The sequence below is a fragment of the Oceanotoga teriensis genome (genome assembly GCF_003148465.1).
Taxonomy (GTDB): Bacteria; Thermotogota; Thermotogae; order Petrotogales; family Petrotogaceae; genus Oceanotoga; species Oceanotoga teriensis.
Genome location: NZ_QGGI01000006.1, coordinates 94176 through 112201, shown reverse-complemented (window position 1 = coordinate 112201; position 18026 = coordinate 94176). Strand labels below are relative to the sequence as shown.

The window sequence follows — 18026 nt, the reverse complement described above, 5'->3', positions numbered from 1 at the left end:
ATAATGAATAAAAAATTATCTGAAATGACTTTAGAAGAACTTTGGATATTATTTCCAATAATTCTAAAAGAACATAATCCAGAGTACAAAAAGTGGTATAATGATGAAAAAAAGCTTTTATTGAGTTTATTAGAAAATAAATATATAAAAAGATTAAGTCATATTGGAAGTACCGCCGTTGAAGGATTAATAGCAAAACCTACAATAGATATTCTTATAGAAACTTTACATGATATTGACATAAATAATTTTATAATTCCTCTTTTAAAAAATGATTGGACTATTATGTCAAACAATAACTCAAAAGATTTTAGATTATCTTTAAACAAAGGATATACACCAGAAGGATTTGCTAAGAAAGTTTATCATCTGCATATAAGACCTTATGGAGATAATGACGAACTTTATTTTAGAGATTATTTAATTAAATATCCTAACATTGCAAAAGAATATGAAAAATTAAAATTATCTCTTATGCTCAAATATAAAAATAACAGAAATGCATATACAGAATCAAAGACTGATTTTATAAAAAAATATACATCTATTGCAAAAAATGAGTTTAAAAATAGATATATTTAACTATATTTTTGGAGGTGTTTTTAATAGAATGATAGAAGATAATTCTATTCTTTTTAAAATTGGAGATTTTTCTAAATTAACCGAAGTATCAATTAGAATGCTTAGATATTATGATGAACAAGGAATTTTTAAACCCTTTAAAATAGATGAATTTACAGGTTATCGTTTTTATTGTGTAGAGCAGATTCCTATCATTCAAAAAATAATCTTATTGAGAGATATGAATTTTTCTGTAAAACAAATAAAAAAAATACTGGAAAGTTGGGAAAATAATTTTTTGATTGAAAATTTAAACAAAAGAAAAGATATCATTTTAAATGAAATAAATTCTTTATATAATAAAATAAATAACATAAATACTGCCATAGAAGATATTAAGAAAAATAATATTTGTATTAATTTTAATATAAATTTTAAAAGTATTCCGCAATATAACATAGTTTCTATAAGAGAAACTATTTCTTCTTATAATGATGAAAAAAAGTTATGGAAGAAATTAGATTTTCTTGTAAATAAATATAATATTACTTTGAAAAAAGGTATAGGAAATAATTTATGTATTTTTCATAATGATGATTTTGTTAAAAATAGTATTGATGTAGAAGTTGGATATATAATAGAAAAAAAATATATTGACTTTGAAAAATTGATATTTAGAAATACAAGAAAGGTAAATTTAATGGCATGTATGATGGTAAAAGGTCCTTATACTAATTTAGAAAAAGCTTATAAATTTTTAATTTATTGGCTTAATTCACATAATCATTATAAAATTTGTGGTAAAAGTCGACAAATTTGTCATGTTTCAAATGAAGAACCTTTTTATAATAAAAATCCTGAAAATTATTTAACAGAAATACAAATTCCTGTATTAAAAATTTGACCCTAACATGATGTTAGATGTTATACTGTTTTTAAAACGGAGGTGATTTTATTGAATAAATCATTTAAACTTGAAATAATCGGAGATGTTTCAAAAAATGGTGTTTTAAAAGTAAAAAAAGATTTCTTAAAAGGTCTAAAATATATTGAAAATTTTAGTCATCTGATACTTATATATTCTGATGAATTGTATATTTTAAAAGAAAGAGTATTCAAAATAAAGAATATTGATTCAAAACTTGGATATATAAAATTAGAAGGTTTAGAAAATAAAGAGTTATTAGTTTATGATATAAAGCCTTATTTTCCTTCAGAAGATAATATAAAAGATTTTAATTTTAATCCAAATCTTTTTGAAAATATTTCAAATATTAAAAATCTTTCTATAGAACAAAAAGGGCTTATTTTAAAAAAAAATGGAAAATATAAACTAAAAATAGAGAATAATGATTTTTTAAATTCATTTGAAATTAATTCATATATAAAAATATTTTGGTGGTTTGACAGATTTGATAAAGTAAAATATAGAAAAACATTAATTTGTAATCCCCCTTATGAAAATGCTCCAAAAACTGGTGTTTTTGCTTCTAGATCTCCTGTAAGACCTACTCCTATAGCTTTGACAATTGCTAAGATAATTGATATAAAAAAAGATGAAATATATGTTACTGAACTTGAATGTTTTGATCATACTCCTTTAATCGGTATACTGCCTTATAACAATAATGATTCTATTTTAAATGCTAAAATACCTAAATGGCTCTCTCACTGGAGAGATAGCATAGAAGAAAATGAATACTCTGATGGAAAGTTAAATATAATAAATTCTTATCTTGAAGATACTATTTTTAACTATTCTAATCCAAAGAGAAAATTGGAACTAAATAAAAAAAACTTTTATAAAAAAAATAGTCTTAAAATTAATGGAGCAAGACATAATAATTTAAAAAATATTGATGTTGAAATTCCTTATGGAACAATAACGAGTATTACTGGTGTGAGTGGCAGTGGTAAGTCAAGCTTAGCTTTTGATACTTTATATTCTGAATGTAGAAAAAGATTTCTCGATGCTTCTGGTGAAAATTCTTTAAATGATAATTCTGATTTTGATAGTATAGAAGGTATTATTCCTGCAATAGCAATTTCTCAAAATTCATTAGGACAAAATATATATTCAACTGTTGGTACTGCAACTGGTATGATAAATCAATTAAGAATACTTTTTTCAACAATTGGTATAAGGCATTGCCCAAAATGTGGAAATCCTGTTATCCCAATGACTGAAGATACTATAGAAAATATATTATTAAATTTAGATAATTATAAAATAGAAGATATTTATGGAAAAACTCATAATGATTTTAGATTAGCTTTGAATATAGGAAAAGGTGTTTTTTATTTAATTCTTGCTTCAGATAAAAAAATGGTTTTACAAACAAATAATACTTGTAGCAAATGTGGTAAAATTCTTTTTGATATTTCTCCTTCTATGTTTAGTTATACAAATCCAGAAAGTATGTGTCCTGTATGTAATGGAAAGGGTGAAATTTATGATGTTGATGTTGACTCAATTATACAAAATCCAGAAATTTCTATTTTAGATGGAGCTTCAAAACTTTGGGGTAAACTAAGAGTCTTTTTAAAGAATCCAAATCACAATTGGATAAGAGGTCAAATAATAGCTCTTGCAAATGAAATGAATATTGATTTAAATCTTCCTTGGAAAGATCTTCCCGAAGAGTTTAAAAAACAAGCGATTTATGGCAGTAATGGAAGAAATGTGACTTTGAATTTTAGTAATAATAAAAGTGGAAGAAACGGGAATATTACAAGACCTGTTGAGGGTGCTTATCATATAATAAAAAGACTTGTTTCGGATGAAAAAGCTTCAAAATCAAATATTGGTTATATGAAAAAAATCAAGTGTAATTATTGTGATGGTGAAAGACTTAATATTGAAGGAAGATCTGTTACTATAAATAAAATTAGATACCCAGAAATATTATCAATGTCTCTAAAAGAACTTAAAAAGTGGTGTGAATCTTTATATTCCACTATAACTGATTATCAATATGATTTTATATCTCCTATTTTGAAAAAACTTATTTATGATTTAAGTACCTGTAAAGAACTTGGATTAGATTATCTTTCTTTAGATAGATCCGTTACGACTCTATCAGGTGGAGAACTTCAAAGATTAAAACTAGTATCTCAATTTGGAAGTAATATTTCTGGTGTTCTTTATGTTATGGATGAGCCTACAGCTGGACTTCATCCAAAAGATTATGAAAAATTAATAAAAATAATTAAAAATTTAAAGGAAAATTCAAATACTATATTACTTGTTGAACATAATAAAAACATTATTAAAAGTTCAGATAGAATAATCGATATTGGGCCTAAAGCAGGCAAAGATGGAGGAAACATTGTTTTAGATGGAGAAATAAATGATATTTTAAATAATAATAATAATGTCTCTGAAACTATAGAGTATATAAAAAATGATAAAAATTTATTTATTCCAAAAAACAAACATAAAAATATTAATTTCATAGAATTTGAAGATATTAAATATAATAATTTAAAAAATATATCTATAAAAATTCCACTTAAATCATTAACTTGTATTACAGGAGTAAGTGGTAGTGGTAAATCAAGCTTATTGGAAGGCGTTTTATTTCCTACTTTTAATAAAAATAGAGAGATTAATTGTAAATATACTGTAAGAGAAAAATTTAAAAAAATAATTCTTGCTGATCAATCACCTATTGGAAGAACTCCAAGAAGTGTACCAGCAACTTATATAGGTATAATGGACGAAATTAGAAATATTTTCTCTGAAAAAAATAATATAAATTCAAGTTATTTTAGCTTTAATTCACCTGATGGACAATGTGATAATTGTAAAGGTTGCGGTGAAATTAAAATAGATTTTATAAATACTTGGTCAAAATGTCCAGCATGTGATGGTAAAAGATATAAGAAAAAGATTTTAGATTTTGACTTTGATGGAAAAAATATATTTGATATTCTTAAAATGACTATAGAAGAAGCTTTTGATTTTTTTCATAAAAATAAAAATAAAAAAATATACAATGTTCTAAATATATTGATGGATGTTGGATTAGGTTATTTGAAGTTAGGACAAAATTCAGCCACATTATCTGGTGGCGAAGCTCAAAGGCTTAAACTTGCTAAAGAACTTTGTAAATCTTCTGGAAAAAATGATCTTTACTTGTTAGATGAACCTACTACAGGACTTCATTTTTCTGATATTCAAAATTTATTAACTCTTTTTAGAAAACTGACAGACAAAGGATGTACCATAATAATAATTGAACATAATCCAGATGTTATCAAAAATGCCGACTGGGTAATTGATATAGGCCCAGAAAGTGGAGAATTTGGTGGTGAAGTTATAGTTCAAGGAACTCCCAAAATTGTTTCTGAAAATATTAATAGTTATACTGGAAAATATTTAAAAGTTAGCTCAGACTAATTTTTGGAGACGAGTTTAAATTTAGTTTAAGATATATATAATATTGTCTTTTCGGTATATAAAAGTCAATATGGAGCAGAAAGAAACCCTTTTAATAAGTATAATAATTTATGATATTCTAACTATAATTTATTTAGGAGGGTTTTTATGAAGGGTAAAGATTTAATAACTATAGGAATTTTCTCGGCTATTTATTTCGTTATAAACTTTACGTTTATGTTATTATCTGGTTTTTCACCTTATATATGGATTTTAATGCCTGGTTTAATAGCTATTTTTACAGGTATACCTTATATGATAATGATTTCTAAAGTTCAAAAATTTGGAGCAATTTTTATTATGGGGTTAATAACTGGTTTATTATATTTTATAACTGGTCAATTTACAATTGTTATATTAATTACATTTATTATTTCTTGTGGAATTGCCGAACTAATTCGTTATATTTCGAAGTATAAAAATTTTAAAGGTAATATGTTTTCTTTCGTATTTTTTTCACTAGGAATGATTGGATCACCTTTACCAATATGGCTTTTTAAAGAAGATTTTTTAGCTCAAATTTCAAGTCAAGGTATGCCAGAAGAATATGTTAGTACATTGAATTCTATTGCTTCCAATGGTATGCTTGCAGTTTTATTCATTGCACCAATTTTAGGTGCATTTATAGGAGCTTGGATAACTAAAAAACTTTTTAATAAACATTTTAAAAAGGCTGGTATTGTATGATGTTTGATTTAAACAATAGTTTTACTTTAGATCCAAGAACAGAAATACTTCTTTTATTTATATAGAAACTTCTTTAGTTTTTTTTATAGCTATTCTTCTTTTTTTATGTGGCTGTAGAAAACATTCTTTTTATTGGTTATTATCTTTTTTATTTTTATTAATAATTCAATATTTTTTGTTTCCAATTGCACCGAGTATATTTATTAATTTATTTTCTATAATTGTTATGTATTCAAGAAAAATTTTCCCTTGTTTAATGTTTGGAACTTTGATAATAAAAAAAACTCCTGTAAGAGCTTTTATTTTAGCTTTACAAAAATGGAAAATCCCACAAAGTATTATAATACCTTTGGCCATAACTATAAGATATTTTCCCGCATTAAAAGAAGAAAGAAATCATATTAAAGATGCTTTTAAATTAAGAGGAATTAAAGGATTTAAAAAATTTGAGTCTTATTTAGTTCCAATTATGATTTCTGCAACAAATACTTCAGAAGAATTAAGTGCTGCAGCCGTGACAAGAGGAATAGAAAATCCAATAAAAAAAACTTCTTTAATAGATCTGAATTTTCATTATATTGATTTTTTTTCTCTTTTAATTGGTATAATTTTTCTTTTTGTGTCTATAATTTTAAGAATCGAGAATGTGATATAATGATTGAATTAAAAAATATTATTTTTGGTTATAATAAAGATAATATAATTTTAAAAAATATTAATTTAAATATCTTAAAAAATGAATGTATTTTATTATGTGGTAAAAGTGGTTCAGGTAAAACAACTTTAACTAAACTTATAAATGGTATAATTCCACATTTGACTGAAAATTTTTATTTTAATGGAAAAGTTTTATGTAATGACTTTGATATCAAGAATCATAAAATGTATGAAATTTCAAGAATTATAGGATCCGTATTTCAAAATCCAAAATCTCAATTTTTTAATATTGATTCTAATAGTGAAATTGTCTTTGGGCTTGAGAATAATGGTATACCTCAGAAAAACATAGAATTAAGATTAAAAGAAACTATAAATTCTTTAAAAATCGAGAAATTATTGAACAGGAATATATTTAAAATGTCTGGCGGAGAAAAACAAAGTCTTGCTTTCGCCTCAGTTTTTGCAATGAATCCTGAAGTATTTGTATTAGATGAACCTACCGCCAATTTGGATGAAGAATCTATATCAGTTTTAAAAAACATACTAAAAAAAATAAAATCTGAAGGAAAAACAATTATAATAGCTGAACACAGACTTTTTTATCTTAAAGATATTGTTGATAGAGTAGTTTTAATGAAAGATGGTTATATTTCTAAAATTTTTAACTCTAAGGATTTTTTTTCTTTAAATTTTGAAAATAGAGTTGATATGGGACTAAGATCTATAAATAAAGAAACTATAAATTTAAAAAATACTCCTAATGTTTATTCTAAAAATATTTTAAAAGTTAATAATCTTTCATGTAAAATTAAAAATAAAATAATTTTTAATAATATATCTTTTGAAGTTAAACAAGGTGAAATTCTTGGAGTTTTAGGGAAAAATGGTTCTGGGAAAAGTACTTTAATGAGATGTATTACTGGACTTATTAAAGAATATGAAGGATATATAAAATTCAATGATATTAAACTGAATCATAAAAAAAGAATAGATTATTGTTATATGATAATGCAAGATGTTAATCATCAGCTTTTTAGTGAAAGTGTATGGAATGAATGTAATATCGATGGTCATTCTAACGATTTGGATATTGAAAATGTTTTAAATAATTTTAATTTAATCGATTTTAAAGATTCTCATCCAATGTCACTTTCTGGCGGACAAAAACAAAGACTTGCAATTGCTACAGGTATTTTATCAAATAAAAAAATACTTATATTTGATGAACCAACAAGTGGATTAGATTATGATAATATGATTAAAGTTAGTTCTATGATAAAAAAACTTTCTAAAAATCATATTATTATTGTAATAACTCATGATATAGAATTTTTGAATAATACTTGTTCAAAAATTTTACAGATGAACAATTTTTAAATAATTGAAGATAAAAGGAGATTTTTATGATTTATAATAAAAATAATCTTGGAGATAATGTGAATAAAATTTGTGAGAATGAAGATTGTACAGTTTTTGAAATGCATAATGATACTGGAGATGGAAAAATGATTTTATATGATGTTTTTCCTGGAATATCATTAATGTATAATGATTTTTATATGGAAAAAACTGAATCAAAATTCGAAACTCCCGAAAATATTTTTTGTATTGATCATTGTAGAGAAGGAAGAATACAATGGAATATTAAAGATGATTTGTTCATGTACTTAAAACAAGGAGACTTAAGAATTGATGATAGAGATAATCATAAAAAAACTTTTGAATTTCCAATAAAGCATTATCATGGTATTACTATATGTTTTTATTTGGATAAAGCTGAATATTCAATAAAAAAAGCACTTGATGGATTCCCAATTAATATTGGATCATTAAAAAATAAATTCTTAAATAAAACTGATTATTTTGTTTTAAGATCTGAAAAATCCATTGAACATATTTTTTCTGAATTATATTCAGTACCAAATGATATTAAAAAACAGTACTTTCAGATTAAAATACTTGAATTGTTACTTTATTTAAGTGTTATTGATATTTCAAAAAATAATGAAAAACCTCCTTATTTTTATAGGTCTCAAGTAGAAAAAGTAAAATCAATTGAAAAATTTATAACTGAAGATATTGAAAAACATTATACTTTAGATTTTTTAGCTAAAAGGTTTGATATATCATTAACTTCTATGAAGAATTGTTTTAAAGCTATTTATGGAAATTCTATTTATTCTTATATTAGAGTTTATAGAATAAACCAAGCTGCTATTATGTTAAGACACACAAAAAAAAGTATTGCTTTTATTGCTGGTGATGTTGGTTATGAAAGTCCAAGTAAATTTTCTGTTGCTTTCAAAGATATTATGGGAAAAACTCCTTTAGAATATAGAAAATCTTTTTTATAATTCATAATTTTATCGTATTAAATGTCTAAATGGTATATTTTTTATCTTTATGGAGCTGAAGTTTTTTTTATTATAAGCTATAATTACTTTAGTTAGGCATACCTAACTAAATTTTTTTTTGTGAGGTGTTTTTATCCATGAAGAATAAAAAATGGATGAGAGTTGTCTTTGAATTTGCAACTTTTTGTAAATGGAAGATTTTTTTCTCAGTTATTTTTGCAATTATAAGTGTTTTAGGTGGATTTATTCCTTATATTGCTGTTTATAATATTTTAAATATTTTTTTTGAAGGTAATCCTGATTTAAAAGATATTATTTTTTGGTCTTTGATATGTTTTCTTGGCTATTTCGGTAAATTGTTATTTTATGCCTTTTCAACTACACTTTCTCATATTTCAGCTTATTCCATTTTGGAACAAATACGTTTACGTTTGATCAACAAATTACTTAAAGCACCACTTGGAACTGTTTTGAATGAAACTTCTGGTAAATTTAAAAATGTTATTGTTGATAGAGTTGAAACAATTGAATTACCTCTTGCACATATGATTCCAGAAGGTATTTCTAATTTAATTCTACCATTATTTGTTTTTTCTTATTTATTATTTATTGACTGGCGTATGGCCCTTGCTTCACTGATAACCGTACCTTTACCCTTAATTTTATTTTCTTTTGAAATGAAAAAATTTAATAAAAAATATTCCGATTATATGAAAGCTTCAAATCATGTTAACAGTGTTATTGTTGAATATATAAATGGTATAGAAGTTATTAAAACTTTTAATCAATCTTCAAAATCTTATGAAAAATTCAGTGATTCTGTAAAATTTTTTAAAGATTATACTTTAGATTGGTTTAGAAGTACATGGAAATTGATGAATTTTACAGCAACTTTTTTACCCTCTTCATTATTAGGTACAATTCCTATAGGTATGATTTTATATATTAATGGTTCATTAAGCCCATCTGAATTTGTAATGTGTTTAATTCTTTCTATGGGAATAATATCTCCTTTGATGTGGTTTACAACGGCTATTAATGATTTAAAAACAATCGAATATGCTGTAAACGATGTTAATAAAATTTTAAATATTGAAGAATTGAAAGATAATGAATTATGTATTGATTTAAAAGATTATAGTATCAATTTAAATGATGTTTCATTTTCTTATAATAATGAATCTAATGCCATTGATAATATAACTCTTAATATTCCTCAAGGAGAATTTCATGCTCTTGTTGGTCCTTCAGGTGGAGGAAAATCAACTATAGCAAGGTTAATTAGTAGATTTTGGGATATTGATTCGGGTTCTATAAAAATAGGTGGAGTTGATATAAAAGATATACCTTTAACTCAATTAAGAAATATTATAAGTTTTGTAACTCAAGATAATTTTTTATTTGATTGTTCTATATTAGAAAATATAAGAATTGGAAATTCAGATGCAACTGACGAAGAAGTTTTTAATATTGCCAAAAAAGCTCAATGTGATGATTTTATAAAAAAATTACCTAATGGTTATCATACAGAAGCTGGTGAAGCTGGCAAAAAACTTTCTGGTGGAGAAATGCAAAGAATAACAATAGCAAGAGCAATGCTTAAAAATTCTCCAATTCTTATTCTTGATGAAGCAACAGCTTTTACAGATTCTGAAAATGAAGATAATATTCAAAAATCTATTTCAGAATTAACTAAAAATAAAACATTAATCGTCATAGCTCATCGTCTTTCAACAATTAAAGATGCCGATAATATTGTAGTTTTAAATAATGGAAAAATTGTAGAACAAGGAACACAAGATTATCTTTTAAGAAATTGTAATTTATATATTGAAATGTGGAAATCTCATATAGGCTCTAAAAGTTGGGCCGCAGGAAATAGAAAGGAAGATTTTTATGTTTAAAATAATTAAAAGAATTATAATTTGGATAGGTGATTATAAATCACGTTTGTATAAAGGTTTTGTTTATTCTTTTTTTAATTCATTATTTATTGCATTTCCTATTATGGCTGGTGGTTTTGCAATGAATATGATATATGATGATTTTAAAAATGTACAAAAAATTAATCCTATTTGGATATTATACATAACTTTGTTTATATTTTTATCTGTTTTGGGACGTTTTTATACTTCTTATCGTCGTGCAGTATTACAAGATAGTATAATATATGAATTAACTGCAAAACAAAGAATTTATATAGGAGATGTTTTAAAACGTGTTCCACTTGGTTTTTTTCAAAGTAATAAATCTGGTGATATTACTACATCTGTAACTAATGATCTTTCATATTTAGAAATGTATGGTATGAAAATGATAGATACCGTTATAAATGGTTATATAAGTGTTTTTACGCTTATTTTATGTTTATGTTTTTTTAATATTTATCTTGCTTTTTCTGCTTTAATAGGTGTTATTTTTTCAACATTAGCTTTACATTTTCTTGGAGTTAAAAGCAAAAATAATTCATCTGCACATTTGAAATCTCAAAGTCGTATGGTTGGCTCAACTATTGAATATCTTAAAGGTATTCCTATTATAAAATCTTTTGGTAAAGAAAATTTTGCCATAAAAAATATAGAAAAAGCTTATGAAGAAAGTAAAAATATTAATATTAAAATTGAAAAAAATTTTGTTCCATTCAATTGTTTTCATCTTTTCAGTCTTAAATCAGCTTCTGTTTTATTAATATTTCTTTCCGCATATTTTGCTTTAAATGGCGATATGAGTATTCCATATATGGCAATGATGATGATATTTTCTTTTGTTATATTTGGTCATGTTGAAACTATTAATAATGCTGTACATGTTTTGAAAATGATAGATACAAATATGGATAAAATAGAAAAAATTGAAAATGCCGAATTTATAGATAAAGATGGTTCTGATATTAAGTTGAATTCTTTTGATATAAAATTTGATAATGTTTCATTTTCTTATGATAAAAATTTAGTTTTAAATAATGTTTCATTTAATATAGATCAAAATACTACAACAGCTATTATAGGTCCATCTGGAAGTGGAAAAACAACTATATGTAATTTAATTGCAAGATTTTATGATATAGATTCAGGTAATATTTTTATTGGAAATGAGAATATAAAACTTTTTACCTGTGATAGTCTTTTAAAAAATATTAGTATGGTTTTTCAAAGAGTTTATCTATTTAATGATAGTATTTTTAATAATATAAAATTTGGAAATCCCAATGCAAGCAGAGAAGAGGTCATCATTGCTTCTAAAAAAGCTCGTTGCCATGATTTTATAATGTCTTTTCCAAAAGGTTATGATACTTTAATTGGAGAATCTGGAGCTTCACTTTCTGGTGGAGAAAAACAAAGAATTTCAATAGCAAGAGCTATTTTAAAAAATTCTCCAATTGTAATTTTAGATGAAGCCACTGCAAGTATTGATCCAGAAAATGAACATTTTATACAAGAGGCACTTAATGAATTAACACATGGAAAAACAATAATAATAATAGCTCATCGCTTAGCAACAATCAAAAATGCTGACCAAATATTGGTATTAGATAATGGAAAAATTGTTCAAAAGGGAATTCATTCTGAACTTATAAAAGAAAATGGCCTTTATAAAAAGTTTTTAGATATTCGAAAAAATGCTGAAGGTTGGAAAATTTTAAAAGATTGAAAAATTTGCTCATCTGTAAAAAAGATGAGCAATTTTTATTTTTTTTGTTAATTTCAAATGATATAATTTACATAAGTTAGGTTAATCTAATTATATTTTATGATTTAATTGGAGGAAATTTATATGCGAATGGATTTAAATGATCTTATTAAATATTTTGGAAATATGTCTTTCAATATAAAAGGAGTTTATCATTGTAAAATAAATCCTGGAAGATTTGGTGTACAAAGATCAGCTCCTTTTCCTGGGTTTATTTTTCCTCTTAATGGTAAAGCAAAATTTTCTTTTAATGATAATCCATATATTGCTGGTACAGGGAACATAATTCATGGTTCTGCTTCTTCTAAACTTCAAAAAAAAGTACTTGGAACTGATTATTGGGAGTTTATTTCTATTTTATATGATACCAAAGAAATAAAAACTGATATAAGTTTATCAAATATTCATTTTGAAGTTAATACATATAATAATATAAAATTAAATGAAATTTTATTTAAAATCTATAAAGAATTTAATGAAAAAACTTTAATTTCTGAATTTAGAACAGAAACTCTTTTCAGAAATATCCTTGAAGAAATTTTTATAAGCGCCCAAAATAATGAAATAGATAAAAAAAATTCTTCTCACCTTTTTAATCAAGTATGTTCTTATATAATGGATAATTATATGAATAATATAAGCGTTAAAGAAATATGCAATAAAAATAATATAAATGAGAATCATTTATATTATATTTTTAGAAAACATATTAATATGGGCCCAGGGGATTATATCATTAAAATTAGACTTGATAAAGCCAAAGAATTTTTAATAAATAATAATTATCCTATAAATGTCATTGCAAAGAATGTTGGATATCCGGATGCTTTATATTTTAGTAGATTATTTAAAAAATATTATAATATTTCTCCAACTAATTATAGAAAAAAATTCAGGAATTGTCCATATGATTTTCAGGATATTGCTATTCCAATATAAATTGATTTTTGATATAATATTTTTTGAATAAATTAGCGTAAACTAATTTTTGTAGAATTAAAAATATTGGAGGAATATTCATGAAAAAAATTTTAGTTTTGATTTTATCAATTTCTATTTTTTCATCATTGTTGGCTTTTGCTCATAACAATGAATGGCCAAAAACTATTATAGATGCCACTGGCAAAAAAATTGTTCTTAAATCTCAACCAAAAAAAATTGCTATTCTTCATTCTTTATATCTAGAATATTTTATGGCTTTAGGTACTCCACCAGCTGCTTCTGCAGGATCTTCAACTGGTACAGCTATGAAAGCTCTAGAAGAATGGGAAACACTTAAACCTTATTCCAATGGTGAAAAAATAATTGATTTAGGTAGTGCTCGTAGTTTAAATTTAGAAGCAATTCTTGCATCAAATCCTGATGTAATAGTTACTTTTAAAGGACAGGGTCATGTTAATGAACTTTATAATCAGTTAAATGAAATTGCTCCTGTTATATTACTTGATTTTTCAAAATCTTGGCAAGAACAAACTATGGATGCAGCTAAAATAGTTGGAAAAGAAGAGTTTGCAAAAGAATTTATCAAAGAAACTGAAGAAATAATTGAAAACACAAGAAAAATTTTAAGTGAAAAAAATGATAAAACATTCGCTTTATTTCGTACTGATGGTAAATCTTTTATAACACGTGGCAATGAATTTTATTATAAGACTTTTGGATTGAAGGCTCCTGAAAATTACCCTTATGATTATAAAACTATTTCTTTAGAGACTGTCGCCGAAATGAATCCTGATTATATAGCTTTTCAAAATTATGTAGATCTTTCAAAAACATTTGTTAAAACCCAAGAGTCTTTTTCAGTTTGGTATTTAATAAAAGCAGTTAAAAATAATCATATTTTTTATTTCGATGATTCTTTAAATACTTTTGGACCTCTTGCTTTAAGAGTTACAGCTGAAAAACTTCTTGAAATTTATTCAAAATAATTTTTGATATATAAGCGGTACAGCCTTTTATATAGACTGTACCAATTTTTTTATATTTTGATTTTTATAGGAGGTAATCTTTTGAGTGCAAAAATTAAAAATGAAAGAAAAAATTCCAAAATATTTTTTATTATTATGACTTTTGGAAGTTTTTTACTTTTTTTATTGATACAGTTTTCAATAACAAGAGGTGCTTCTGATATTTCTTTTAAAGATGTTTGGACAGCTTTTTTTAGGTTTGACAATGAAAATATGAAACATTTAATAATAATAGATTTACGTTTGCCAAGAATAATTGCAAGTGCCTTGGTTGGGGCAGCTTTTGCAGTTTCTGGAGCTATTATGCAAGGAACAACGAGAAATCCTCTTGCTGATTCTGGGCTCATGGGTTTAAATGCTGGTGCAGCTTTTGCTTTATCAATTTGTTTTGCTTTTTTTCCTAATATTGGTTATATATACATAGTATTTTTTTCTTTTTTAGGTGCAGCTTTTGGTTCTTTTTTAGTTAAAGGAGCAACTTTTTTTAGACATGGAAAATCTTCACCAATGAGACTTGTTTTAGCTGGAGTTGCTGTTAGTGCCCTTTTATCTGCATTAAGTCAAGGTATTGCTCTTTATTTTAATGTAGCACAAAATATAATGTTCTGGACAGTTGGTGGTGTTGCTGGTTCTAATTGGATTCAATTAAAAATTATTACTCCATGGATTTTATTAGCTTTGATTTTGTCAATACTTTTATCTAAATCAATTTCTCTTTTAAGCCTTGGAGAAGATGTTGCTAAAAGTCTTGGTCTTAATATAAAATTTATTACTATTTTGTCAACTTTAACAGTTTTGATCCTTGCAGGAGTTTCTGTTGCTGTTGTTGGCTCTGTAGGATTTGTAGGTTTGATCATACCACATATTTCAAGATATTTCGTTGGCGTTGATTATAGAAAAATCATTCCTTCTTCAGCAGTTTTAGGTGCTTTATTGATGGTCCTTGCCGATTTAGGATCCAGAACTTTAAATCCTCCATTTGAAACTCCTATAGGAGCTATAATTTCTCTTATAGGTACTCCTTTTTTCTTGTATCTTGCTAATAATGAGAGGAGAAAATTATAATGGAATATAAAAACAAAAAAAATTTATATAATGTTAATATTTTAATTATATGTTTTATTTTAATTTTAATTTTTTTCATTTTGAGTATGAATACAGGATATATAAAACTTTCTCCATTGGATACTTTAAAAACTTTATTTGGAGGAGGATCAACAAAAGAAAATCTTATTTTGTTTAAGTTTAGATTGCCTCGAATTGTAATCTCTATTTTAGTAGGTATGGCTCTTTCTTTGTCGGGTTGTATAATTCAAGATATAAGTAAAAATGCTCTCGCAGATCCTGGACTTCTGGGTATTAATGCAGGAGCTGGTTTGATGATAATTGTTTATGTTTTATTATTTGGAACTAATACATTTTTTTCTATTTTTACTTTACCTTTTTTAGCAATTATTGGCGCTGGTATAACTGCTATAATTATTTATATTTTAAGTAAAAATAAACATGAAGGTATAAAACCAATTAGATTAATCTTAAATGGTATAGCAATTCAAGCAGGTATTTCTGCTTTAACAACTATTTTAGTCGTTAAATTGGATGATACACAATTTGATTTTGTTGCTTCATGGCAAGCGGGGAGTATTTGGGGAAGTAATTGGTATTTTGTTTTAGCACTTTTACCTTGGATTTTGATTTTTGTTCCATATTTACTCTTTAAATCAAAAATACTCGATATTTTAAATCTTGATGATGATGTAGTTAAAAGCCTTGGGGTTTCTATAAATAAAGAAAAAAGAAGATTATTAATGGTTTCTGTCATTCTTGCTGCTTCTGCTGTATCAATAAGTGGAGGTATAAGTTTTGTGGGATTAATCGCCCCACATCTTTCAAGAAGATTAGTAGGTCCCAAACATTCTATATTATTACCAACTTGTGCTATAACAGGTTCTATACTTGTATTAGCTGCTGATACAATTGCCAGAACTATAGTACAACCATCTGAAATACCTACAGGAATAGTTGTTGCAATAATTGGTGCTCCTTATTTTTTATATCTTTTAATTAAAAGTAAATTATAATGAGAGGAAGATTTGTATGGAATGTATGAATTCAAAAGAATTAAATATAGCTTATGATAATAATTTAATCGTTGAAAATTTGAATATAAAAATTTTCGAAAAAAAAATAACTACAATAATTGGTTCAAATGGTTGTGGTAAATCAACTATTTTAAAAGCTTTAGGCCGTTTATTAAAACCTAAGAGTGGATTGATTTATTTAAATGGAAAAGATATCAATAGTTTGAATACTAAAGAAATAGCTAAACAAATAGCTATTTTACCTCAAACACCTCAAGCACCCGATGGTTTAACAGTTGAAGAACTTATTTCTTATGGAAGATTTCCTCATCAAAAAGGTTTTGGAAAATTAAATTCTGAGGATACAAAAATAATTGATTGGGCTTTGAGTGTAACTAAATTAGAAGTTTTTAGAAATATTCCTATTGATAATCTTTCAGGCGGACAAAGGCAACGTGTTTGGATTGCAATGGCTCTCGCACAACAAACAGATTTAATTTTATTGGATGAACCTACAACTTATTTAGATCTTTCTTATCAATTAGATTTACTGGAACTTTTATATAAATTAAATAGAGAACAAAATCGTACTATTGTTATGGTTCTTCATGATCTCAATCTCGCTTCAAGATTTGCAGATTATATGATAGCTATAAAAAAAGGAAAAATTATTTCTTATGGAACACCTGAGGAAGTTATGAAAAAAGATATTTTAGAAAAAACTTTTAACATTGATGCAAATATCATAAATGATCCAAAAACAAAAAAACCTACATGTATTTCTTATGATTTAATAAAAGTATAATATTGATTTGAAAAATTAGGAGGGTTCTCTTTTATGAAGAAAATAGCTATTTATGGAAAAGGTGGAATTGGGAAATCAACAACAACTTCAAATATATCCGCTGCAATGGCTTCTATGGGATTTACAGTTATGCAAATTGGCTGTGACCCTAAAGCTGATTCAACTCGTAATTTAATGGGTAAAAAAATTCCAACAGTTTTAGATACTTTAAGAGTTAATGGTGATGCTACTCTTGAAGAACTCGTCGCTTTAAGTAATACAAATGTTTTATGTGTAGAAGCAGGAGGTCCTGTTCCCGGTGTTGGTTGTGCTGGAAGAGGTATAATAACGGCTTTTGAAAAACTTGAAGAATTAAATGCTTATGAAATATATAAACCAGATATTGTATTATATGATGTTTTAGGTGATGTTGTTTGTGGTGGTTTTGCAATGCCTATAAGGGGTGGTTATGCTGATGAAGTTTATATCGTAACTTCGGGAGAAATGATGTCTTTATATGCAGCTTCAAATATTTCTTATGCTGTTAAAAATTTTGAAAAACGTGGTTACGCTTCTTTAAAAGGTTTGATTTTAAATTCAAAAAATATAGAAAATGAAAGAATGCTTGTAGACAAGGCTGCTGATGAAATAGGTATTCCAGTTGTTTATCAAATTCCACGTAGTCATTATGTTCAAGATGCAGAGATTGATTTTAAAACAGTAATAGAAGTTTTTCCAGAATCAGATATGAGCGAGCATTATAAAAATCTTGCAAAATTACTTTTGGAGGATGTGAAATAA

Annotated in this window: 15 protein-coding genes; all 15 read left to right on the top strand. The window is 25.4% G+C overall.

Going from position 1 to position 18026, the window contains the following annotated elements:
* Positions 1–3: 3 nt before the first annotated feature.
* The 15 genes from C7380_RS05805 (at position 4) to C7380_RS05735 (ending at position 18026) form a co-directional block, all read left to right on the top strand.
* Positions 4–582: a GrpB family protein gene (locus tag C7380_RS05805; protein WP_109604548.1), complete on the top strand. Its 579-nt coding sequence runs from the start codon at positions 4–6 to the stop codon at positions 580–582.
* Positions 583–610: 28 nt separating this feature from the next.
* On the top strand, positions 611–1465 hold the full coding sequence (locus C7380_RS05800) for a MerR family transcriptional regulator (RefSeq protein WP_158274794.1): 855 nt from the start codon (positions 611–613) through the stop codon (positions 1463–1465).
* A 51-nt stretch (positions 1466–1516) separates the two neighbouring features.
* On the top strand, positions 1517–4963 hold the full coding sequence (locus tag C7380_RS05795) for a TrmO family methyltransferase domain-containing protein (protein WP_158274793.1): 3447 nt from the start codon (positions 1517–1519) through the stop codon (positions 4961–4963).
* 147 nt (positions 4964–5110) lie between these two features.
* Entirely contained in the window at positions 5111–5689 is a 579-nt protein-coding gene (locus C7380_RS05790) for an MptD family putative ECF transporter S component (protein WP_109604545.1), read from the top strand.
* Between the two features lie 175 nt (positions 5690–5864).
* Positions 5865–6344, top strand: coding sequence for an energy-coupling factor transporter transmembrane component T family protein (locus C7380_RS05785; RefSeq protein ID WP_240597526.1), 480 nt, complete (start codon positions 5865–5867; stop codon positions 6342–6344).
* Complete coding sequence (locus C7380_RS05780; RefSeq protein WP_109604543.1) at positions 6344–7726, top strand: ABC transporter ATP-binding protein; 1383 nt, start codon at positions 6344–6346, stop codon at positions 7724–7726. The genes C7380_RS05785 and C7380_RS05780 overlap by 1 nt, the downstream gene beginning before the upstream one ends.
* Before the next feature lie 26 nt (positions 7727–7752).
* Positions 7753–8703: a helix-turn-helix domain-containing protein gene (locus tag C7380_RS05775; RefSeq protein WP_109604542.1), complete on the top strand. Its 951-nt coding sequence runs from the start codon at positions 7753–7755 to the stop codon at positions 8701–8703.
* Positions 8704–8840: 137 nt separating this feature from the next.
* Positions 8841–10607 carry an ABC transporter ATP-binding protein gene (locus tag C7380_RS05770; RefSeq protein ID WP_109604541.1) on the top strand — a complete coding sequence of 589 codons (1767 nt, stop codon included), beginning with the start codon at positions 8841–8843 and terminating at the stop codon, positions 10605–10607.
* Positions 10600–12354, top strand: coding sequence for an ABC transporter ATP-binding protein (locus C7380_RS05765; protein WP_109604540.1), 1755 nt, complete (start codon positions 10600–10602; stop codon positions 12352–12354). Before C7380_RS05770 ends, C7380_RS05765 begins: the two co-directional genes overlap by 8 nt.
* A 123-nt stretch (positions 12355–12477) precedes the next feature.
* Positions 12478–13332 carry a helix-turn-helix domain-containing protein gene (locus C7380_RS05760; RefSeq protein WP_109604539.1) on the top strand — a complete coding sequence of 285 codons (855 nt, stop codon included), beginning with the start codon at positions 12478–12480 and terminating at the stop codon, positions 13330–13332.
* An 80-nt stretch (positions 13333–13412) separates the two neighbouring features.
* Positions 13413–14321 (top strand): ABC transporter substrate-binding protein, encoded by a 909-nt coding sequence (locus tag C7380_RS05755; protein WP_109604538.1) that lies wholly within the window; start codon positions 13413–13415, stop codon positions 14319–14321.
* 135 nt (positions 14322–14456) lie between these two features.
* Positions 14457–15425 carry a FecCD family ABC transporter permease gene (locus C7380_RS05750; protein WP_109604585.1) on the top strand — a complete coding sequence of 323 codons (969 nt, stop codon included), beginning with the start codon at positions 14457–14459 and terminating at the stop codon, positions 15423–15425.
* Positions 15425–16441, top strand: a complete 1017-nt coding sequence (locus C7380_RS05745) for a FecCD family ABC transporter permease (protein WP_109604537.1) — start codon at positions 15425–15427, stop codon at positions 16439–16441. The genes C7380_RS05750 and C7380_RS05745 overlap by 1 nt, the downstream gene beginning before the upstream one ends.
* A gap of 16 nt (positions 16442–16457) precedes the next feature.
* Positions 16458–17246: an ABC transporter ATP-binding protein gene (locus C7380_RS05740; RefSeq protein WP_109604536.1), complete on the top strand. Its 789-nt coding sequence runs from the start codon at positions 16458–16460 to the stop codon at positions 17244–17246.
* Between the two features lie 33 nt (positions 17247–17279).
* Entirely contained in the window at positions 17280–18026 is a 747-nt protein-coding gene (locus C7380_RS05735; protein ID WP_109604535.1) for a nucleotide-binding protein, read from the top strand.

What these genes read in the sequence shown, in the direction of transcription:
- C7380_RS05805 (WP_109604548.1), top strand. Translation starts at nt 4, where the DNA reads ATGAATAAAAAATTATCTGAAATGACTTTAGAAGAACTTTGGATATTA.
- C7380_RS05800 (WP_158274794.1), top strand. Translation starts at nt 611, where the DNA reads ATGATAGAAGATAATTCTATTCTTTTTAAAATTGGAGATTTTTCTAAA.
- C7380_RS05790 (WP_109604545.1), top strand. Translation starts at nt 5,111, where the DNA reads ATGAAGGGTAAAGATTTAATAACTATAGGAATTTTCTCGGCTATTTAT.
- C7380_RS05780 (WP_109604543.1), top strand. Translation starts at nt 6,344, where the DNA reads ATGATTGAATTAAAAAATATTATTTTTGGTTATAATAAAGATAATATA.
- C7380_RS05775 (WP_109604542.1), top strand. Translation starts at nt 7,753, where the DNA reads ATGATTTATAATAAAAATAATCTTGGAGATAATGTGAATAAAATTTGT.
- C7380_RS05770 (WP_109604541.1), top strand. Translation starts at nt 8,841, where the DNA reads ATGAAGAATAAAAAATGGATGAGAGTTGTCTTTGAATTTGCAACTTTT.
- C7380_RS05765 (WP_109604540.1), top strand. Translation starts at nt 10,600, where the DNA reads ATGTTTAAAATAATTAAAAGAATTATAATTTGGATAGGTGATTATAAA.
- C7380_RS05760 (WP_109604539.1), top strand. Translation starts at nt 12,478, where the DNA reads ATGCGAATGGATTTAAATGATCTTATTAAATATTTTGGAAATATGTCT.
- C7380_RS05755 (WP_109604538.1), top strand. Translation starts at nt 13,413, where the DNA reads ATGAAAAAAATTTTAGTTTTGATTTTATCAATTTCTATTTTTTCATCA.
- C7380_RS05750 (WP_109604585.1), top strand. Translation starts at nt 14,457, where the DNA reads ATGACTTTTGGAAGTTTTTTACTTTTTTTATTGATACAGTTTTCAATA.
- C7380_RS05745 (WP_109604537.1), top strand. Translation starts at nt 15,425, where the DNA reads ATGGAATATAAAAACAAAAAAAATTTATATAATGTTAATATTTTAATT.
- C7380_RS05740 (WP_109604536.1), top strand. Translation starts at nt 16,458, where the DNA reads ATGGAATGTATGAATTCAAAAGAATTAAATATAGCTTATGATAATAAT.
- C7380_RS05735 (WP_109604535.1), top strand. Translation starts at nt 17,280, where the DNA reads ATGAAGAAAATAGCTATTTATGGAAAAGGTGGAATTGGGAAATCAACA.